17 protein-coding genes and 1 tRNA gene are annotated in these 19,283 nt (G+C 61.0%); 1 reads left to right on the forward strand and 17 read right to left on the reverse strand.

Translation table 11 applies throughout. From position 1 onward, the window contains the following. Positions 1 to 11: 11 nt before the first annotated feature. From ACDZ94_RS22030 to ACDZ94_RS22075, 10 genes are all read right to left on the reverse strand, one after another. Positions 12 to 1,595, reverse strand: a complete 1,584-nt coding sequence (locus ACDZ94_RS22030; RefSeq protein ID WP_432750832.1) for a flavin monoamine oxidase family protein — start codon at positions 1,593 to 1,595, stop codon at positions 12 to 14. A gap of 10 nt (positions 1,596 to 1,605) precedes the next feature. Further along, positions 1,606 to 2,532: an ABC transporter substrate-binding protein gene (locus tag ACDZ94_RS22035; protein ID WP_432750833.1), complete on the reverse strand. Its 927-nt coding sequence runs from the start codon at positions 2,530 to 2,532 to the stop codon at positions 1,606 to 1,608. 18 nt (positions 2,533 to 2,550) lie between these two features. Next, positions 2,551 to 3,324, reverse strand: coding sequence for an amino acid ABC transporter ATP-binding protein (locus ACDZ94_RS22040; RefSeq protein WP_064453135.1), 774 nt, complete (start codon positions 3,322 to 3,324; stop codon positions 2,551 to 2,553). Beyond that, complete coding sequence (locus ACDZ94_RS22045; protein WP_064453136.1) at positions 3,317 to 4,288, reverse strand: amino acid ABC transporter permease; 972 nt, start codon at positions 4,286 to 4,288, stop codon at positions 3,317 to 3,319. The genes ACDZ94_RS22040 and ACDZ94_RS22045 overlap by 8 nt, the downstream gene beginning before the upstream one ends. Before the next feature lie 25 nt (positions 4,289 to 4,313). Next, the gene (locus ACDZ94_RS22050) at positions 4,314 to 6,707 is read right to left on the reverse strand and encodes a TonB-dependent receptor plug domain-containing protein (protein WP_432750834.1); all 2,394 of its coding nucleotides are present in this window, start codon (positions 6,705 to 6,707) and stop codon (positions 4,314 to 4,316) included. Between the two features lie 406 nt (positions 6,708 to 7,113). After that, positions 7,114 to 7,905 carry a Fe(3+) dicitrate ABC transporter ATP-binding protein FecE gene (gene fecE / locus ACDZ94_RS22055; RefSeq protein WP_259763606.1) on the reverse strand — a complete coding sequence of 264 codons (792 nt, stop codon included), beginning with the start codon at positions 7,903 to 7,905 and terminating at the stop codon, positions 7,114 to 7,116. A 4-nt stretch (positions 7,906 to 7,909) separates the two neighbouring features. Beyond that, positions 7,910 to 8,878, reverse strand: coding sequence for a FecCD family ABC transporter permease (locus ACDZ94_RS22060; RefSeq protein ID WP_432750835.1), 969 nt, complete (start codon positions 8,876 to 8,878; stop codon positions 7,910 to 7,912). Further along, positions 8,875 to 9,864, reverse strand: a complete 990-nt coding sequence (gene fecC, locus ACDZ94_RS22065; protein WP_221295209.1) for an iron-dicitrate ABC transporter permease FecC — start codon at positions 9,862 to 9,864, stop codon at positions 8,875 to 8,877. Before fecC ends, ACDZ94_RS22060 begins: the two co-directional genes overlap by 4 nt. A gap of 2 nt (positions 9,865 to 9,866) precedes the next feature. Then, positions 9,867 to 10,781 carry a Fe(3+) dicitrate ABC transporter substrate-binding protein FecB gene (locus tag ACDZ94_RS22070; protein WP_407016151.1) on the reverse strand — a complete coding sequence of 305 codons (915 nt, stop codon included), beginning with the start codon at positions 10,779 to 10,781 and terminating at the stop codon, positions 9,867 to 9,869. Between the two features lie 268 nt (positions 10,782 to 11,049). Continuing rightward, positions 11,050 to 13,455: a TonB-dependent siderophore receptor gene (locus ACDZ94_RS22075; RefSeq protein ID WP_432750836.1), complete on the reverse strand. Its 2,406-nt coding sequence runs from the start codon at positions 13,453 to 13,455 to the stop codon at positions 11,050 to 11,052. A 178-nt stretch (positions 13,456 to 13,633) separates the two neighbouring features. Between ACDZ94_RS22075 and ACDZ94_RS22080 the strand changes: the two genes are divergently transcribed. Next, positions 13,634 to 14,263 (forward strand): CatB-related O-acetyltransferase, encoded by a 630-nt coding sequence (locus ACDZ94_RS22080; protein WP_432750837.1) that lies wholly within the window; start codon positions 13,634 to 13,636, stop codon positions 14,261 to 14,263. Positions 14,264 to 14,331: 68 nt separating this feature from the next. On the opposite strand, the gene ACDZ94_RS22085 is transcribed toward ACDZ94_RS22080, so the two are convergent. The 7 genes from ACDZ94_RS22085 to rpmI all read right to left on the reverse strand — a co-directional run bounded on the left by ACDZ94_RS22085 (position 14,332) and on the right by rpmI (position 19,251). Beyond that, positions 14,332 to 14,408, reverse strand: a tRNA-Pro gene (locus tag ACDZ94_RS22085). A 90-nt stretch (positions 14,409 to 14,498) separates the two neighbouring features. Next, positions 14,499 to 14,855: a MerR family transcriptional regulator gene (locus ACDZ94_RS22090; protein ID WP_003174972.1), complete on the reverse strand. Its 357-nt coding sequence runs from the start codon at positions 14,853 to 14,855 to the stop codon at positions 14,499 to 14,501. Continuing rightward, positions 14,836 to 15,138 (reverse strand): integration host factor subunit alpha, encoded by a 303-nt coding sequence (ihfA, locus tag ACDZ94_RS22095; protein ID WP_002553164.1) that lies wholly within the window; start codon positions 15,136 to 15,138, stop codon positions 14,836 to 14,838. The genes ACDZ94_RS22090 and ihfA overlap by 20 nt, the downstream gene beginning before the upstream one ends. Before the next feature lie 3 nt (positions 15,139 to 15,141). After that, a complete protein-coding gene (gene pheT / locus ACDZ94_RS22100) occupies positions 15,142 to 17,520 on the reverse strand; it encodes a phenylalanine--tRNA ligase subunit beta (protein ID WP_221295240.1) in 2,379 nt (792 codons plus the stop codon). Positions 17,521 to 17,546: 26 nt separating this feature from the next. Further along, positions 17,547 to 18,563, reverse strand: a complete 1,017-nt coding sequence (gene pheS, locus ACDZ94_RS22105) for a phenylalanine--tRNA ligase subunit alpha (RefSeq protein ID WP_034099107.1) — start codon at positions 18,561 to 18,563, stop codon at positions 17,547 to 17,549. Positions 18,564 to 18,672: 109 nt separating this feature from the next. Beyond that, positions 18,673 to 19,029, reverse strand: coding sequence for a 50S ribosomal protein L20 (gene rplT, locus ACDZ94_RS22110; RefSeq protein ID WP_053257052.1), 357 nt, complete (start codon positions 19,027 to 19,029; stop codon positions 18,673 to 18,675). A gap of 27 nt (positions 19,030 to 19,056) precedes the next feature. Further along, positions 19,057 to 19,251 carry a 50S ribosomal protein L35 gene (rpmI, locus tag ACDZ94_RS22115; RefSeq protein ID WP_008145659.1) on the reverse strand — a complete coding sequence of 65 codons (195 nt, stop codon included), beginning with the start codon at positions 19,249 to 19,251 and terminating at the stop codon, positions 19,057 to 19,059. Between the last annotated feature and the right edge of the window lie 32 nt (positions 19,252 to 19,283).

Below are 19,283 nucleotides of genomic sequence, written 5' to 3' on the forward strand. Positions count from 1 at the left end.
GGTGTTGCTCCTTAAGACGCGGCCACGACCGCAATGTGTCGTTGTTGGGTAACCCGCTCAGCCAGTTGACCGACCACAAAGCGGGCCGAGTTGGCTGCTGACTCCTGCCAGATGCCCACACCGCTTTGCACCAAACCGTCACCGGCGAAGTACACGCGGCCATGGGCGTGTTCCAACAAGGCGCTGGCCTCGGCCGGGAAGTGTTCGCGTTGCAGCCACGGGCCTTCGCTGTAGGGAATCTGTTCCCAGGACACCGCCAGCGGGTTGCGCAAGTGTTTGGAGTAACCCGGATGCAGCAGCTCCACGGCCTCCTTGGAGGTGGCGTATTGCTGGTTGAACGGTTGCGCGCCAAACACGTCGGCGCCCTCCCCGGTGACGTAACCGGCCACCAACACACCTTCGCGGGTGTTGAGGTCATTGCTCGGGTACCACAGCAGGCGCGCCGGGTGCTCTATCCACGACAGGCCGCCGTAGGTGCGATAGTCGGTCTCCCAGAAGCGCGGGGACTGCCACGCGACTTTGGTCGCCTGATCGCTGCGGGTGCTGAGCAACGCGGCTTTGACCGGTTCGCTGAAGTCGGTGTCGAGCCTGGCCAGCAGCGGCAGCGGTAATGTCGAGACCAAATAATCGGCGCGCACCACCTGTTCGCGGCCGCTGTGTTGGTCGTGGTAAGTCACCGCCACGCCGTCTTCCAGCTGACGGATCTGCCGGACTTGAGCGCCCAACTGCACGTGCTCGCTGACGCGTTGGTAGAAGGCGTCGGTAATGCGGTCCATGCCGCCGACCGGTTGAAACATGGTCGCGGAGAACTCAGGGAATTCAGTATGCAGTAATGCGCCCCACAGCTCGGGATGCAGCAAGCGATCCAGCGCCAGCGGGCTGCGGCTGGCGGGCAATGCGCCGGGGTGCGCAGGCGAATCCAGATGACCGGCGCGCAGGCTGCCCTCATAGGCCAGTTCTTGCGACAAATCGCCGTAGACCTGCAAGAAGGCCAGCAAGCGCGTGCGTTCTTCGCTACTCAGTACATCATCGAGCGCATCGCGCTGCACGGCTTTGGCCAGCAAACCGGAGAGGTGCCCACGCGCATCGTTGATCGCCTGGCCGACGGTGAACGCCGGCTGCTGCAGGTCCGGGCGCACCTGGGCGCCATGGCTGCTGTTGACCAGCACTTCCAGCGGCACACCCAGTTCGCTGCAATAGTCGAGAATCGTGCGGTGCTGGCTGGGGATGCGTGCGGGACCTGCGTTGAAATACAGGCCCGGATCAAACGCCACGGTTTGCGTGCGGCCGTCCTTGTAGTCAACGCGATCACCATGGCGCAGTGTCCAGGTGCGTCCGCCCACGCGCTCACGGGCTTCCAGCACTTGCACGCTGAACCCGGCGCGGGTCAGCTCCAGGGCGGTGACCAGCCCGGCAATCCCGGCGCCCAGCACCAACACGCGGGTGCCCTGCCCCAGGCCGTCCTTGAGTTTCAGCGGTTGCGGCCGCCGATGTGACGAGGGCCCCAAACCCAATACCGCCAGTGCGTCCTTGACGGCCTTCTCGCCCCCTACGGCGGCGAGGCTCGACAACGCTTCACGTCGTGTCAGTCCCATGTCGATTCTCCTAGTCCGGCAAGCCCGGTGGGTTGATCAGCGACGCGTCGACGCGCTCCACATCCAGGCCCCAACGCTGCAGCACCTGTTCGTATTGGCCGCCGGCAATCGCGCCCTCCAGGGCGGTATGGATCGGCTGGACCAGGCCGTTGTCCTTGCGCGTAGTTACCGCGATATCCGCCTTCAACGGCCAGCCACCGTTCACCGTACCGACTCGCTTGATGCCGCCTGTAATCGCCGCCGAATAGGCGTACACCGAGTTAGGCCCGAACAGCGCATCGCTGCGACCCGACTGCACCGCCAATTGCGCGGCGGCCTGGTCGTCGAAGTACTGCAACAGCGCAGGCTTGATGCCAGCCTTTTCGTTGGCCTCGTTCCACGCCAGCAGGACCTTTTCCTGGTTGGTGCCGGAGCCGACGATGATCTTCAGCCCGGCAATGTCCGAAGCCTGTTTGATCTCGGTAATTTTGCTGGTGCTCTTGACGTAAAACCCGAGCACATCCTGGCGATAGGTGGCGAAGTCAAAGCGCTTCTTGCGCGCCTCGGTCACGGTGACGTTACTGATCACCGCGTCGTATTTGCCCGAGCTCACGCCCAGCGGCCAATCCTCCCAACTGGTCTGCACCACGTTGAGTTGCAGCCCGAGGCTGTCGGCCACCAGCTGCGCGGTGTCGGCCTCACTGCCGATAGTGGTCTTGTCGTCATTGGCCAGCAGTGCCAGCGGTGGCCCAGCCACACCGGACACCGCCACCGTGAATTTGCCCGGCTGGGCGAACTTGAAGCCCGGCGGGATTTGCGCGATGGCCGCCTCGTTGCGTGGCACATGAATGCGTGCGCGGTCAGGGCTGAGGTCAACGGGCTGCGTGGCGGCGAAAGCCGTGTGCGCGGCACTGACAGCAAGCGTCAGCAAAGCCACACGGGCGGTATTGATGAACATGAGCAATCACTCCTTGAACTAAAGCACCTTGCCGAGAAAGGCCACGGTGCGGGGATGTCGGGGTTGGCGAAAAATCTGTTCGGGCGGGCCCTCTTCGATCAGTTGGCCGTCGCAAAGAAACACCACGTGGTCGGCCACTTCGCGGGCAAACCCGATCTCGTGGGTGACGATCACCAGGGTCACGCCCAATTGGGTCAGGCCCTTGATCACGTCGAGCACCTCGCCCACCAGCTCCGGGTCGAGGGCCGAGGTAGGCTCATCGAACAGCAACACCTTGGGGTCCAGCGCCAGGGCCCGCGCGATGGCCACACGTTGTTGCTGGCCGCCGGAAAGCTGGCGCGGGTAGGCATCGAGCTTGTCCGCCAGGCCGACCTTGGCCAGCAGTGCGGACGCCTTGGCTTGAGCCTCGGCCTTACTCCAGCGCTTGTGCGCCAGCGGTGCTTCGGCGATGTTTTCCCAGGCCGTGAGGTGCGGGAACAGGTTGAAGTTCTGGAACACGAAACCTACGTCGATACGCCGCTTGAGAATCTCGCGTTCCTTGAGCTCGTAGAGCAGGTCGCCCTTGCGGCGGTAGCCAACGTATTCACCGTCGATGGTGATATGCCCGCTGTCGATTTTCTCCAGGTGGTTGATGGTGCGCAGCAAGGTGGATTTGCCCGAGCCGGAGGGGCCGAGAATCACCGTGACCTTGCCCGGGTCGATGGTCAGGTCGATGTCTTTCAACACCTGCTGGTTGCCAAAGCGCTTACCCACGCCCTGGATCTGGATGCGCCCGGCGCGTGCTTCACTCATGGGTTTTCTCCTTGAGCCAGCGGCCTATGCGTTGCAGCGGTGTCGGCGGCAGCACGCGCGCAGTGCCTCGGGCGAAATAGCGCTCGACGTAGTACTGGGCGCTGGTCAGCACGGTGGTGATGATCAGGTACCAGACGGTGGCGACGATCAGCAGCGGAATGACCGCCTGCGTGCGGTTGTAGATGACCTGCACGGTGTAGAACAGCTCCGGCAACGCCAGCACGTAGACAATCGACGTGCCCTTGACCAGGCCAATGATTTCGTTGAAACCCGAGGGCAGGATCGAGCGCAAGGCCTGGGGCAAGATGATGCGGAAGATGCGTCGCGAGGCCGGCAACCCCAAGGCTGCCGCGGCTTCGTGCTGGCCGGCGTCGACGCCGATCAGGCCGCCGCGAATGATCTCCGCCGCGTACGCCGCTTGCATCAGGCTCAAGCCCAACACCGCCACGGTGAATTGGCTGAGTACATCCACCGTCGACCATTCGGCGAACACCACACGGGTGAAGGGCACGCCGAGCACGATGTGGTCATACAGATAGGCAAAGTTGTACAGGATGATCAGCACCAGCAGCGCCGGCATCGAGCGGAAAAACCAGATATAGCCCCAGGCCAATGCCGCCAGCAGCGGCGAGCCCGACAGCCGCGCCAGGGCCAGCGCAGTGCCGAGAATGATGCTGAACACCGTGCTGAGCAGCGTCAGCAACAGCGTCTGGCCCAGGCCGCGCAGCACCGACGGCGAGAAGAACCATTGACCGAACACCCCCCATTCCCAGCGTGGGTTGGTGGCCAGGGAATGCACGATGGCGAGCAACACCAGCGCGGCAAAGATCGAACCCGCCCAGCGCCAGGGGTGTCGGGCCGGGACCACGTGTAGAGCCTTGATCGGCGTGGAGACACGGCGCTGGCGAACCGGGTAGTCGGTGACCTCATCGATCAGGTCATAGGTTTTGGCGACAATGGGCATGTTCTATTCCTCGCGGGTAGCGGCCTTAGAAGGCGTAAGTCAGCCGGGTGTAGTAGTACCCGCCGGTAAAACCGTAGGGCGAATAGGTGCGGTAGCTGGCGAGCATGGTGCTGCTCGGCACGCCTTGTTTCTTGGGGTAGAGGTCAAACAGGTTCTTGGCGCCGACGGCGATGTTCAGGGCTTTGGTGAGGTTGTAGCCAAGGTCGAGGTCGGTGATCCATTTGGCGCTGTAGATTCGGTCCAGGCTGCGGTCGGCAGAGACGTTGACTTCCTTGTAGGTGCCATAGCGTGTCAGGGCCAGGTTGAGGTTGAAGCGGTCGATGCTCCAGTCGCCACCGAGAATCAGCTTGGTGCTGGGCTGGACGCCGGTGATCAGGTTGCGCGCCTGGCGGTCCATCAGGTCATAGGAAGTGCCCAGGATGTTTGTGGACGCCTTGTAGTTGAGGATCTGGGTCTGGTTCCAATTGAACGCCGCCGTCCACTTCAAGGTGCCGTACTGGCCGATGTCCTGGTTGTAGTTGCTGACCAGATCAACACCTTTGGTGCGGGTGTCGGCGCCATTGATGAAGTATTGGCCGCCGGAGGTTGAGTTGATGCCGTTGTTCTGCAGCACTTGGGTGACTTCAGGCCCGAGCAAGGTACCGGTCAGGGTGATGCGGTCGCGCAGGTTGATCACGTAGGCGTCGGCCGTGAAGTTCAAACGGTCGGTGGGCGTGAGGGTGAAACCCAGGCTGAAATTGGTCGAGCGCTCGGGTTTCAGCTCTTGGGCGCCGAGGGCCTTGGCCGCCGCCGAATCCACCGGCAACACGCCGTAGTTGATCGACTGGTACACCCCGTCGACCACGCCATAGGTGGTGGAGCGCGCACTGAACAGGCTGTTGGCCAGGGACGGCGCGCGAAAGCCATTGCTGACCGTGGCGCGCACGGCAAATTGCGGGGTGAAATCGTAGCGCGTGGTCAACTTGCCGCTGCGGGTAGCGCCCACACCTTCGTTGTAATGCTCATAACGAAAGGCGGTGCCCACGTACCAATCCGGTAGCGGGTTGAAGCCCACATCAACATAGCTGGCCAGGCTGTTGCGCGAGGCGCTGGTGGCTTCGTCCGGTGAAATACCATTGGTGACCTGGGCCCCGGATGAAGCGCAGTTGCCCGGCGCCACGCAATAACCGCCGTTGGCATAAGACGCATAGTCACCGGCCTGCACCTCATAGGTGTCGCGTCGATGCTCGAAGCCGTAGGACAGGTCCAACGGTTTTTGCAGGCCGACGTCGAAGCCGCGTTTGAAGTCGAGGTTGGTGGTCAACTCGGTGGAAATCCAGGTGCCGGAGGTGAAGCTGTTCGGCGTGTACTCGCCCAGCGACGGGTTCTGGTTGTGGGTGGTGCCCTGCTCCGCTTCGTTGCGCCCGTAGGTGGTGGACAAGTCCCAGTCCCACGCGCCGACGGTGCCTTTGCCGCCGAATGCGGCCTGGAAATCATCCTCGTCGATGGACCAGGTTGGCGTATAACCGGCCGGGTAGCCGTTCGGCCCGGTAGTAATGGTGTTGGTGATGGTGGGCAGGCGGTAGTTCTGCCCCTGCTCGGCTTTGCGTCGTGAGTAAGTGGTGAAGGAATACAGGCTGAGACTGTCATCGATCGGCAGCTCGGCGTTGTAGCCCAAGGTCAGCAGGTTGGTCTTGGGCGTACCATAACCGCCATAGGTGGCCCTGCCGGCCTGGTTGTAGGCTTGCTCATAGGTGTAGCCGTTGGCGCTGGCCTTGTTGTCGTCATTCTGGCTGCGCGCATCCAGGGCCAGTTGCACGATGCCGCCGTTGCCGATTTCAAAACCCTTGTTGAGGCTCTGTTGCACGGTCTGTTTCTTGCCGTCGTAACCCTGGCCGATATTGGTCACTGCGGTGCCGCTGGTGTCGGCCTTGAGGATCACATTGATCACCCCGGCGATGGCATCCGAACCGTATTGGGCGGCGGCGCCATCGCGCAACACTTCCACGTGGTCGATGGCGCTGATGGGAATTAAGTCGAGATCGGCCGGCGCCGCGCCCGTATTGATGCCGTTGATGTTCAGGGTGGCACTGGTGTGGCGACGTTTGCCATTGACCAGCACCAGCACTTCGGCGGCGCTCAGGCCACGCAGGTTGGGTGCGCGGGCAATGCCGCTGGCATCCCAGCCGGTTTTTTCCGGCAGGGTCAGCGACGGGATCACCGCGCTCAAGGCTTCCATCAAGCCGGGCTTGCCGGTGTTTTGCAGTTGCTTGGCGCTGACCACATCGATCGGTACCGGGCTGCTGGTGACGGTGCGCTGTTCGGCGCCACGGTTGCCGGTGACCACCACGGTGGACAGGGTGCTGTCGTCCTGGGCCTGTGCGGTGCCGGCAAACAGGGCCAGCGCCAGTGCGGCGGTGGGTTGTAAAACTTGCTTCATGGCCACTCCAAACTTTCCGGATCGCGAAGTCGGGCAGTCACGCTGTCGTCGGGACGGCGCGGGGTGCACGGTTTTCAGGGAGGTGTAAGCGATCTGTAACTAGGTGTGGGGCGAGCGAGGGCTTTGAAATGGCAACATACGTTGAACTCCGTTCCAACGATTCTGCCGCGGGGTTGTTACCCGGTTATGGCGCGCAGAATCTGAATCACGCTGGGTACCATCCGAGGTCAGGGGTAGGCTGTTGCGATCAAACATAACGGAATGGATTTTAAAAATATAATGCTATTTGGGCATAAGCTAATATTCTCTACTTTCATTATTTATAAATAACTTTATTCATATAAATAATGTTTTTGCAGGACAGAACGCGATTAGGGAGCAAGCCCTTCGCGGATTTTTGCCCACATCAGGCACGTGTACGGGTGCTTTTTTCCACCAGGCACATGGGCGTGCCGGCCAGCGGCTCCTGCATGACCTGCACGTGCACATCGAACACCTGGCGCATCAGTTCGGCACTGATCACCTGGGCGGGCGCGCCATCGGCGACCAGCTTGCCGCCCTGCATCACCGCCAGATGATCGGCATAGCGGCAGGCCTGGTTGATGTCATGCAGTACGGTGATGACGGTTTTGCCTTCGGCGGCCAGTTCGCCCATCAAGTCGAGCAGCTCGACCTGATGGCTGATGTCGAGGTAGGTGGTGGGTTCGTCGAGCAGCACCACTGGCGCGTTTTGCGCCAACACCATGGCCAGCCAGGCGCGCTGGCGCTGACCGCCGGACAAATCCGCCAGCGCACGGTCGGCCAGGCTGTCCAGTTCCAGGCGTTGCATGGCTTGGGTCACATGGGATTGATCGTTGCCGCTCAGGCGCCCCCACAGCGAGTTGTGCGGGCTGCGACCGTAAGCGACCAACTGGCGCACACTGACGCCCTCCGGCACTGGCAACACCTGGGGCAAGAACGCAATTTGCCGGGCCAACTGGCGGGCGGACAGGCTGGCGTAGGGCTGGCCATCGAGGGTCAATGCACCTTGGGTGGGTTTAAGGATGCGCGCAAACGCCTTGAGCAAGGTGGACTTGCCGCAGCCGTTGGGGCCGATCAGCGCGGTGACGCGACCCGCTGGCGGCGCGAACGACAACCCCTGCACGATACGCGTCGCACCGTAGCCAATGTCGAGCTGTTGTGCCTGAAGAATACTCATGTCATCAGCCCTTGAACCGTGCCAGCAACCAAAGAAAATACGGCGCACCAATCACCGCCGTGAGAATGCCCGCCGGGATTTCGCTGGGTGCGATCAACGTACGCCCGAGGGTGTCGGCCAGCACCAGCAGCAGCGCGCCAATCAGCATCGCGGCGGGCAGCAAATAGTGGTGATGCCCGCCCACCAGCCGCCGCGCCATATGCGGCGCGACCAAACCGATAAAGCCAATCGGCCCGATCACGCCGACACCCAGGCTGGTGAGCACCACCGCGCAGGCCATCGCCAGCCAGCGCGTGCGGCCAAGGGCGGTGCCCAGGCTGTGGGCGGCTTCGTCGCCGAGGGCGATCAGGTTCAGCGGTTTGGCCAGGCACAGGCCCAGCGGGATCAGCAGCAGAAACGGCAGCACCAACACCACGTGGTGCCAATTGCGGCTCCACAGGCTGCCGGTCAGTGCGAGCAACGCGGTATTGATATCCAGCGGGTGGGACAGGATTAAAAACTCGGTGACGCTGGACAAGGTCACCGCAATCGCCACGCCCGAGAGCGCAAAACGCACCCCGGAAAAACTCACGCCGGTGTTGTACAACGCCAGCAGCAAGGCGCCGCCCGCCCCGCCCAGGCAGGCTACCAGCGGCAGCCAGGCAATCGGCAGTTGCGGCCAGCTGATGATCGCCACCGTCAGCGCCAGCCCTGCACCCTGCGTTACGCCGAGAATTTCCGGCGAGGCCAGCGGGTTGCGAATCACCCCCTGCACAATCGCCCCCGCCAGACCGAACGCACACCCGGCAAGCATGGCGATCACGCTGCGCGGCAGGCGGTGGTTCCACACTTCAAAATCGAGGGCGTCGTGAGCCAGCAGGCGATCCAGCACGGTTGCGGGCTTGAGCCACACCGTACCGGCGCTGAGGCTCACCAACAGCGTCACCAGCAACAGGCCCAGCAGCAGCCATAAGCGCAATCGTGGCCGGGTCATAGGGCGCGCCTGGCAAGGAACAAAAAGAACGGCGCGCCGATCAGCGCGGTCACCACGCCCGCCGGGGTTTCCACCGGAAAGGCCACGGCGCGACTGAGCAGGTCGGCGCCGAGCACGATCACCGCGCCCAATGCCGCACTCAACGGAATCAGCCAGCGGTAGTCGTTACCGAGAAATTGCCGAATGATATTCGGCGCGATCAGCCCGACAAACCCGATGGGGCCGACCGCGCAGACGCTGGCGCCCACCAGTAACAAACTGGCCAGAAACACCTGCAAGCGCAGGCTGGCGATACCCACGCCCAACGAGCGCGCAGCGTCTTCGCCGAGGTTGATCAGATTCAAGCGCGGGGCGCACCACAGCGCCCACAGGCCGCCGATCAACGTGCACGGCCAGAGCAATTGCACCTGGGCCGCCCCGACGTTCGCCAGCGAACCGGCCAGCCAGTTCAACACGCTTTGCGCCTGCGCCTCGACCAGAATCACGGTGAGCCGAGTCAATGCCGCGCACAGCGCCGCCACGGCCACACCGGCCAATACCAGCCGACCTTGCGCGGTGGTTGGCGACCAGGCGCCGCCCAGGCTGAATACCGTTATCCACGCCAGCGCGCCGCCCAGGCACGTCATCAACAACGCACCACCGGCAAACGGCGGTGCAACCAATCCGGTCGAGAACAACGCCAGCCCCAACGCTGCGCCCGCCGTCACGCCAAACAGCGAAGGCGACGCCAAACGGTTACGGGTGATGCCCTGCATCAGCGCACCGGCCAGCCCCAGGCAGGCACCGACCAACGCCGCGCACACGGCTCGCGGCACCCGCAACTGGGCGACGATGTAGGCCATATTGCCGCCTTCGTGGCCTTGGTGAACCAGCCCATTCCATGCGTCCGTCGGGGAGATCACAAACGGCGACCAGCTGTACAGCGAGAACCAGAACAACACGGCCCCCAGCAGCACAATGCTTGTCGCCGCGAAACTGCGCTGCACGGTTATTGGCTCAATACGGCATGGCCGCCTTTAAGAATGGCGAGGGCGTCTTCTGCGATCTGCTCCGAGGCCAATACGCCACGATTACGCGCCCAGCTGTCGCCATCGACTTGCGCCACGTGGTGATTGCGTACCGCACCGAGCACTTGCCACAGCGGCTGCTTGCTCCAGGTATCGACGATACTGGGGCGACGGTAGTGCCCCACCAACAACCAACCCGGGTCCAGGGCGAGCAATTGTTCCAGGCTGACAAACTCGGTTGGCGCAGCCTTGGCGCGTACCGACGGCACTTTCAAGCCGATGGCCTCCAGCACACTGCCGGCGTAGGAGTCCGGGCCGTGCACGGAAAAGCTGTCCTCACGTGCAACGCCGAAGAGCACGCTGGCACCGGCGGGAATCTGCTGCGCAATCGCCTTCAGGTGCTCACGATTCTGCGCGATACGCGCCTGCATCTGCGGGCTTTTGCCCAAGGCCTTGCCGATCAGTTCGGCGGATTTCAGGCTGCCCTGGTAATCCTCACCGCGTGATGGCAGGAGCAAGGTTGGCGCGATGCTCGCCAAGTCGCTGTAGAGCGCCTGGTGGCGATTGAGGTCAGCGACGATCAGGTCCGGCTTGAGCCGGGCGATTTCCTCGATACTGGGTTGCGAACGCAGGCCCACTGACTTCCATTGGCCGATGGCCTGGCGCACACGCGGCAATACACGGTTGGCATCGCCATCGTCGGCGGCCCCGACTGGCGTGACGTCAACGGCAGCCAGGCTGTCGAGAAAAGAAAACTCCAGCACCACCACGCGCTTGGGCGCATCCGGCAGGTGCACCGCATGCTGGCCGTCATTGAGGTCGATGGGGGCCGCGTTCAATACGCTGCAGGAGAATGCCAGGAGGCAGGCGGCAAGGGTCGGGATGGAGCGCAGCATTCGCATGACAAAGACCTCGGCGTTAACACACCCAGGCGGGAGAGGCCTGGGAAAACGGCGGGTACTATTCCATATCACGGCGATGCAATCAAAAAACATTCTTATTAACGTTGCGAGTCTGGGGTGTGCCCTGGGCTATGTGGGAGCTGGCTTGTGTGGGAGCTGGCTTGCCTGCGATAGCATCGACTGGGTCTTACTGACAGACCGAGGTGCCTGTATCGCAGGCAAACCAGCTCCCACATTGGCCTTCCCCATATTGCCCCTGTGCTTAGAAGTCCACCGTGGCCGAGAGCAAGTAGGTACGCGGCGTCGACAGCGTCAAACCCGGTTCGCTGTCGTCAGACGCCCCGGCAGAGCTCCAGTAGCGTTTATCGGCGACGTTCTCGACATTCGCTCGTAAGGTGATGTGCTTGTCGTCGACCTTGAAAGCGTATCGCGCGCCCAGGTCGAGGCGGGTCCACGCATCGATTTGCTTGACGTTGGACGTGTCGAGGTACTGTGAGCTGGAATAGAGGCCCCGGCTGGTCAGGGTCAGGCCCTCAAGCGTCGGCACATCCCATTCTGCGCCCAGGTTGACGTTGTATTTGGGCGTGGCCGGTGCGCGATTGCCGTCAAAGGTGCCGTGGGTGGTGTTCGTCAGTTCGCTGTCGATATACATCACGCCGCCGAGCAGACGAAAGCCTTTGAGCGGCTCGCCGAATACGCTCAGCTCCACGCCGTCGTTCTGGCGTTTGCCGTTGGGGCCGAAAACCCGTGTGGTCGCGTTGGTTTCGTAGGCGGGCTGCTTGATACGAAACACGGCAGCGGTCACGGCAAAGGCACCGGCGTCGTATTTGGCGCCTACTTCAACCTGGCGGCTGATAAATGGCGGGAAGATTTCATCTTCGTTGATCGAGGTCGAAGGCGCGATTTTGCCCTGGCTCAAGCCTTCCATGTAGTTGGCATATAGCGACAGTTTGTCGGTGGCTTTGAAGAGGATGCCGCCCGATGGCGAGACTTTTTCCTCGTCATACGCCGTGTCGCCCTTGACGTTGTCGGTCCAGTCATCGACCTTCACCCGCTGCCAGCGCGCGCCGAGGGTGAGCAATAAACGATCCTCGAAAAAACCCAAGGTGTCGGACAGCGCCACGCCGCTGAAGCGGTTCTCGGTGTAGACCCTGGAGTCGAAACGCGTAGGCCGCGAAGGCGACGGGGTTTGTACGGGATCATAGAGATTGCTCGGCGCCGCCGCGTACCGCGCACCACCGTTTTCAAAGTCCATGTAGAAGTAGCTGGCGGCCAGGTTGAGCTCATGGCTGACCGGGCCTGTATGCACCCAACTGCGCACCCCGGCTGTGGCGGTGCGCACGTTTTCATCGCGGGTGAAATCCCGTGGCAATACGCTGAAATCCCCGGCGTTGTTGGTGACGGAAACCGCGTGACGCAAGAAGTCGTGGTTGCTTTTACGCGCGCCCACACCGCCATAGAGCATCACGTTGTCACTGAGGTCGAACTCGCCGTTAACAGTGCCGAAGGTGTCATCGGTGCGGGCTTTACTCCAGGGCTGTGCGTAGTTATGGCGCACATCGTTGGCGCTCGGCACCCTGGCATTGGCGCCGACTTGTACACGTTCTTGCGGCGCGTCGGTGTCGCGCTCGGTGTGGCCTATATCCGTGGAAAGGCGCAAACGCTCGCCGCGAAAATCCAGGCCCAACACGGCCATTTCACGGTCGACACTCTGGTGATCCCATTCGGTATCGCCGGACTGCTTCACGCCGTTGAAACGGATGCCAAATTTGTTGTCCTCACCAAAGCGCCGTCCCACATCCACCGCGCCACCGGCCTGGCTGCCGGATGCCCACGTGCCGGTCAACGAGGTGATGTCCTTGTCGGTGGCGCGCTTGGGCACCACGTTGATCCCGCCGCCGACGCTACCGCGTGGCGAGATACCGTTGATCAACTGGCTCGGGCCTTTAAGGATGTCGACCCGCTCGGCCATTTCCATGTCGATGGTGTAGGTCGGCAGCACGCCATAGAGGCCGTTGTAGGCCACATCACTGTTGAACAGGCTGAACCCGCGAATCGTGAATTGCTCATAGCGCCCACCCGCCGGGTTGGTGGCGCGCACCGACGGATCGCTGGCAACCAGGTCTCCCAGTGTGCGCGCCTGCTGGTTCTTCACCGCATCAGCGGTGTAGGTGGTCATGCTGAACGGCGTTTCCATAAAGTCGCGCGAGCCGAGCAGGCCTTGCGAACCACGGCGCGCCACTTGGCCACCGGCATAGGTATCCCCATCGGCCTGCCCGGTGATGCCGAGGATAGACGTGGGCGCCAGTTGCAGGCTGCCACCCTCCGGCACCGACACCAACCTGTACGCCTGCTCGCCCATCGGTTGCAGCTGCAGGCCGGAGCCCTGCAACAAGCGAGCAAACCCCTCCTCCACCGCGTACTCGCCGGACAAGCCACTGCTGTTGTGACCGCTGACCAGCGCCGGGTCCACGGACAGGTTGACGCCAGCGAGCCCGGCAAAGCGGGTCAATGCGGCGCTCAGACTGCCGGCCGGCACTTCGTAGCTGCGGCGCTCTGTGCTGTCTTCGGCATAGCTGAGCGGGACGAATAGCGGGCTGGCACTGAGGCTCAGCATCAGGCTCAGGTTCAGCAACGGGCGCAAGCGCAAGGGTGAGACTGCGGGCATTAGGGGAAGCTCTCGATTTTATTCACTTGCCTGGAATGACAGGCGAGGTGAAAAAAAGGGACAGGCTTCGACGACTATTTTCAGACAATAAATAAACCGCTCTACCTTCGTCTTGCATAGACGGCACCCATTCATCACGATGTCGCCTGATTTCAATCTCTGCAAGAAGGCTCACCCCATGAAGCTATTGCGTAAATGGCGCGAACATCAAGCGCGCAAGGCATTACGCGCGCTCTCCCCGCTGGAGCGCTCTACGCAAAAACTGCGCAACCGTTACCCCGATTACAGTTTTGGCATCGGCACGTACGGAGACTTGAAGGTTCATGACTGGCATGAGGGCACGACCCTGCGTGTAGGCGCCTACACCTCCATTGCCGGCAATGTCGAAGTGTATTTGGGTGGCCACCATCGTACTGACTGGCTCAGCTGCTACCCGTTCCCGGCCAAGGTTAAAAGCCTCGCCCACATTACTGACTTCGGCGGTAGCAAAGGTGACGTCACCATCGGCAATGACTGCTGGATCAGCTCGCATGCGAAGATTCTGTCAGGCGTGACCATCGGCAATGGCGCGGTCGTTGCCGCCGGCTCGATCGTCACCAAGGATGTAGCGCCTTACGCCATTGTGGGCGGCAACCCCGCCAAACATATCCGCTGGCGCTTTGACGAACCCACGCGCCTGATCCTTGAGCAATCCGCCTGGTGGGAATGGCCGGAAACCGAAGTCTGCGCGATCGCGCATTTGCTCTGCAGCCCGGATATCACCCTGTTTGTGGACTACCTCAAGCAGCGCGAACGCACGGCTGGCTGAAGCCACCTGAAAGTGTGACGCATGAAAAAGCCCAACCTTTTCAGATTGGGCTTTTTCAAAGAAGAATATGGTCGGGACGGAGTGATTCGAACACTCGACCCCTAGCACCCCATGCTAGTGCGCTACCGGACTGCGCTACGCCCCGACTAGGCGTGTTACTGGGTTCGCTTCGCAATGAAGCGATCAGGAATATACCGCAAGCTTTTGAAATGTGGAAGTATTTTAAAAGCCTGAGTTATTTCTTCAAAACCACCAGCACATCTTCGAGTTCGGAGATCATTTGGCGGATCAATTGCTTGTATTGGGTGGTGTCGTCTTTGGCTTCATCACCGGACATACGCTGGCGCGCGCCGCTGATGGTGAACCCCTGATCGTACAGCAACGCACGGATCTGCCGGATCATCAGCACATCCTGGCGCTGATAATACCGACGGTTCCCGGTGCGTTTGACGGGGTTGAGTTGAGGAAACTCCTGCTCCCAATAGCGCAACACGTGCGGTTTGACCGCACAGAGCTCGCTGACTTCACCAATGGTGAAGTAGCGTTTGCCTGGGATGACGGGTAGCTCGTCGTTATGACTTGGTTCCAGCATAAGCCTCAACTCGGGCCTTCAACTTCTGCCCTGGACGAAAGGTGACCACACGGCGAGCCGTGATCGGGATTTCTTCTCCCGTTTTTGGATTGCGGCCAGGCCGCTGGCGTTTGTCCCGCAGGTCAAAATTGCCGAAACCGGACAATTTGACCTGTTCGTTGTCTTCCAGAGCGTGCCTGATTTCTTCAAAAAACAGCTCGACCAATTCCTTGGCCTCGCGCTTGTTCAGACCCAACTCTTCGTACAGACGTTCCGCCATCTCAGCTTTCGTCAAAGCCCCCATACGTCACTTCCTTAACGTGGCGTTCAACCTTTGTTCGAGCGAGGTGAGGATATTTTGTGTCGTGGTATTCACCTCATCGTCATTAAGAGTGCGCGATGGATGCTGCCAGGTCAAGCCAACTGCAAGGCTTTTTCTATGCGGATCAATGCCTTTACCCTGATAGACGTCAAATAGCCTGAGGTCTGTCAGCCATTCCCCTGCATTTTCACGGATTACATCCAGAACAGCAGTGGCTGCCACGTCACGGTCGGCGATCAGGGCCAGGTCACGACGCACTTCAGGGAAGCGCGACAACTCGCTGAATTTAGGCATTTTGCCCGACGCCACTTCGGCCAGCACCAGCTCAAAAACGAACACAGGACGGTCGAGACCGAGGGTTTTCGACAGCTCGGGGTGAATGGCACCGACGAAGCCCACCAAGCGCCCTTCGCGCTCGATACGCGCAGTCTGGCCCGGGTGCAACGCTGGATGGCTGCCTGGCACAAACGTGAAGTCGTTCAGTGCGCCGGCAAAGCCCAATACCGCTTCCACGTCAGCTTTAACGTCGAAGAAGTCCACGGCGTCACGGCCCTGCGCCCAGCCTTCCGGCAGACGGCTACCGCAAACCACACCGGCCAGCATCGGCTCTTGCTTCAGGCCGTCGAGTTGGCCGACGAAACGCAGGCCGCTTTCGAACATGCGTACGCGATCTTGCTGACGGTTCAGGTTGTGGGAAAGCGCCTTGACCAAACCTGGCCACAGCGACGAGCGCATGGCGGCCATGTCGTTGGAGATCGGGTTAGCCAACAGCAACGGCTCAACGCCTGGGTTGAATAGCTCGAACTGCTTCGGATCAATGAAGCTGTACGTCACTGCTTCCTGATAGCCTCGGGCAACCAGCAGACGACGCAACTCTGGCAGGTGCGCACGCGCTTCGGCCTTGGGTTGCGGTGCCAGGCGCGCTTGCGGGTAGCGTACCGGCAGACGGTTATAGCCATACAGACGGGCCAGCTCTTCGATCAGATCAACTTCCAGGCTGATATCGAAGCGATGGCTTGGCACGTCAACGTGCCACTGCCCTTCCTCGCCAGCGGAAATGCCAAGGCCAAGCGCCGACAGCAATTGCTCGATCTGAGCAGGCTCGATCACCAGGCCAAGCATTTGCTCGACGCTTTTGGCGCGCAGCGTAATAGGTGCAACGGACGGCAGGTACTGTTCGTTGACGGTTTCGGTGATCGGGCCAGCTTCGCCACCCGTGATTTCCAGCAGCAGGCCAGTGGCGCGCTCCATGGCTTCACGGGCCAGCTTCCAGTCCACGCCACGCTCGTAGCGATGCGAGGCATCGGTGTGCAGGCCGTAGGAGCGGGCCTTGCCGGCGATGGCGATCTGATCAAAGAACGCGCTTTCGAGGAAAATATCGCGAGTGGTCGCGGACACACCGCTGTGCTCGCCACCCATCACGCCGGCAATCGCCAGGGCGCGGGAATGGTCGGCGATGACCAGGGTATCAGCGCGCAGGCTGACTCCCTGGCCGTCGAGCAATACCAGCTTCTCGCCTTCTTCGGCCATGCGTACGCGGATGCCGCCATTGATTTCGGCGAGATCGAAAGCGTGCAACGGTTGACCCAGCTCCAGCATCACGTAGTTGGTGATGTCGACGGCAGCGTCGATGCTGCGCACATCGGCGCGACGCAGGCGCTCAACCATCCACAGCGGGGTTGGCCTGGAAAGGTCGACGTTACGGATCACGCGGCCGAGGTAGCGTGGGCAAGCGTTTGGCGCCAGCACTTCGATCGGGCGTACTTCCTCGTGCACGGCAGCTACTGCGGCAACCACGGGACGAGTGACTGGCGCGTTGTACAGCGCGCCTACTTCGCGGGCCAGGCCAGCGAGGGACAGGCAATCGCCGCGGTTCGGGGTCAGATCAACCTCGATGCTGGCGTCTTCCAGCTCCAGGTAAACACGAATGTCCTGGCCTGTTGGCGCGTCGGCCGGCAGTTCCATCAGGCCGTCGTTGCCCTCGCCCACTTGCAGTTCAGCCTGGGAGCAGAGCATGCCGTTGGACTCAACGCCACGCAGCTTGGCTTTCTTGATCTTGAAGTCGCCTGGCAGTTCGGCGCCGATCATGGCAAACGGAATCTTCAGGCCCGGGCGCACGTTTGGCGCTCCGCATACGACCTGGAAGGTTTCGGAGCCATTGCTGACCTGACACACGCGCAATTTATCAGCATCAGGGTGCTGCTCGGTGCTCAGCACCTCGCCCACGACCACGCCGCTGAAAACACCGGCGGCCGGCGTTACGCTATCGACCTCAAGGCCGGCCATCGACAGACGAGCAACCAGCTCGTCGCGATCTACCTGCGGGCTTACCCAGCCACGCAGCCATTGTTCACTGAATTTCATCCTGCTCTCCTAAAGATTCGTTACGACTAGCGAAATTGCGCGAGGAACCGCAAGTCGTTGTCGAAGAACAGACGTAAGTCGTTCACGCCGTAACGCAGCATGGCCAGACGCTCAACGCCCATGCCGAAGGCAAAGCCCGAGAACTCTTCCGGGTCGATCCCGGACATGCGCAGCACGTTGGGGTGCACCATGCCGCAGCCCATCACTTCCAGCCAGCCCGTCTGTTTGCAGACGCGGCAGCCTTTACCGCTGCACATCACGCACTCCATATCAACTTCGGCGGATGGCTCGGTGAACGGGAAGAACGAAGGACGGAAACGCACCGCCAGCTCCTTCTCGAAGAACACCCGCAGGAATTCTTCGATGGTGCCTTTGAGGTCGGCGAAATTGATGTCGCGATCAACCAGCAGGCCTTCGACCTGATGGAACATCGGCGAGTGGGTGATATCCGAGTCGCTACGGTACACACGGCCGGGGCAGACGATGCGGATCGGCGGCTTGTTCGCTTCCATGGTGCGGACCTGTACCGGCGAGGTATGGGTGCGCAACAGCATGTTCGCGTTGAAATAGAAGGTGTCGTGCATCGACCGGGCCGGGTGATGGCCTGGGATGTTGAGCGCCTCGAAGTTGTGATAGTCGTCTTCGACCTCAGGGCCTTCGGCAATGCCGTAGCCGATATGGGTGAAGAACTGCTCGATACGTTCCAGAGTCCGGGTGATCGGATGCAGACCGCCCGAGGCCTGGCCACGGCCAGGCAAGGTTACGTCAATGGACTCGGCGGCGAGCTTGGCCGCAAGATCGGCCTCCTCGAGCGACGCCTTGCGCGCATTGAGAACCTCTGTGACACGCTCCTTGGCGACGTTGATCAGCGCACCGACTTGCGGACGCTCTTCAGCCGGCAAATTCCCCAGGGTCTTCATCACCTGAGTCAATTCACCCTTTTTGCCAAGGTAGTGAACCCGGATTTGCTCCAGGGCATTGATATCTTCAGCGCTTTGCACAGCCTCAAGAGCTTGAGCGACGAGCGCGTCCAGGTTTTCCATGTACAGACTCCAGATACAAAATAGGGGAAGAGCTTGAAGGCTCTTCCCCTATTTATGACGTTTACCACCTTGGGCTGCAGGAGCAACCCAGGGTGACTGTCGGGGGTACTTAAGCCAAAGTGGCTTTAGCTTTCTCGACAATCGCAGCAAACACCGCTTTATCGTTCACGGCCAGTTCAGCCAGAACCTTACGGTCGATTTCGATGGACGCTTTTTTCAGGCCAGCGATGAAACGGCTGTAGGACAGACCGTTAACACGTGCACCAGCATTGATACGAGCGATCCACAAAGCGCGGAACTGACGTTTTTTCTGACGACGGTCACGGTAGGCGTATTGGCCTGCCTTGATTACCGCTTGCTTGGCAACACGGAATACGCGCGAACGCGCGCCGTAGTAGCCTTTAGCAAGTTTCAGAATTTTTTTGTGACGCTTACGGGCAATGACGCCACGCTTTACACGAGCCATGAGTTACTTCCTCTATTCTTGACTAAATTAACGAAGGCGCAGCATGCGCTCGACTTTTGCCACGTCACACGGTGCCAGCAAGCTGCTACCGCGCAGTTGACGCTTACGCTTGGTCGACATTTTAGTCAGGATGTGGCTCTTGAAAGCGTGCTTGTGCTTGATACCGTTAGCAGTTTTCAGAAACCGCTTAGCAGCACCACTTTTAGTTTTCATTTTTGGCATGTTCGGATACTCCGCATTCAGTTGATAAACAT

The sequence above is a fragment of the Pseudomonas sp. UBT genome (assembly GCF_050915955.1).
GTDB classification, from domain to species: domain Bacteria; phylum Pseudomonadota; class Gammaproteobacteria; order Pseudomonadales; family Pseudomonadaceae; genus Aquipseudomonas; species Aquipseudomonas antarctica_A.

Bases quoted from the DNA above. Each gene is read 5' to 3' on its own strand.
- ACDZ94_RS22030 (WP_432750832.1), bottom strand. From the start codon at position 1,595: ATGGGACTGACACGACGTGAAGCGTTGTCGAGCCTCGCCGCCGTAGGG.
- ihfA (WP_002553164.1), bottom strand. From the start codon at position 15,138: ATGGGGGCTTTGACGAAAGCTGAGATGGCGGAACGTCTGTACGAAGAG.
- ACDZ94_RS22060 (WP_432750835.1), bottom strand. From the start codon at position 8,878: ATGACCCGGCCACGATTGCGCTTATGGCTGCTGCTGGGCCTGTTGCTG.
- ACDZ94_RS22090 (WP_003174972.1), bottom strand. From the start codon at position 14,855: ATGCTGGAACCAAGTCATAACGACGAGCTACCCGTCATCCCAGGCAAA.
- ACDZ94_RS22075 (WP_432750836.1), bottom strand. From the start codon at position 13,455: ATGCCCGCAGTCTCACCCTTGCGCTTGCGCCCGTTGCTGAACCTGAGC.
- ACDZ94_RS22035 (WP_432750833.1), bottom strand. From the start codon at position 2,532: ATGTTCATCAATACCGCCCGTGTGGCTTTGCTGACGCTTGCTGTCAGT.
- ACDZ94_RS22040 (WP_064453135.1), bottom strand. From the start codon at position 3,324: ATGAGTGAAGCACGCGCCGGGCGCATCCAGATCCAGGGCGTGGGTAAG.
- rpmI (WP_008145659.1), bottom strand. From the start codon at position 19,251: ATGCCAAAAATGAAAACTAAAAGTGGTGCTGCTAAGCGGTTTCTGAAA.
- ACDZ94_RS22045 (WP_064453136.1), bottom strand. From the start codon at position 4,288: ATGCCCATTGTCGCCAAAACCTATGACCTGATCGATGAGGTCACCGAC.
- fecE (WP_259763606.1), bottom strand. From the start codon at position 7,905: ATGAGTATTCTTCAGGCACAACAGCTCGACATTGGCTACGGTGCGACG.
- pheT (WP_221295240.1), bottom strand. From the start codon at position 17,520: ATGAAATTCAGTGAACAATGGCTGCGTGGCTGGGTAAGCCCGCAGGTA.
- ACDZ94_RS22050 (WP_432750834.1), bottom strand. From the start codon at position 6,707: ATGAAGCAAGTTTTACAACCCACCGCCGCACTGGCGCTGGCCCTGTTT.
- rplT (WP_053257052.1), bottom strand. From the start codon at position 19,029: ATGGCTCGTGTAAAGCGTGGCGTCATTGCCCGTAAGCGTCACAAAAAA.
- pheS (WP_034099107.1), bottom strand. From the start codon at position 18,563: ATGGAAAACCTGGACGCGCTCGTCGCTCAAGCTCTTGAGGCTGTGCAA.
- ACDZ94_RS22080 (WP_432750837.1), top strand. From the start codon at position 13,634: ATGAAGCTATTGCGTAAATGGCGCGAACATCAAGCGCGCAAGGCATTA.
- ACDZ94_RS22070 (WP_407016151.1), bottom strand. From the start codon at position 10,781: ATGCTGCGCTCCATCCCGACCCTTGCCGCCTGCCTCCTGGCATTCTCC.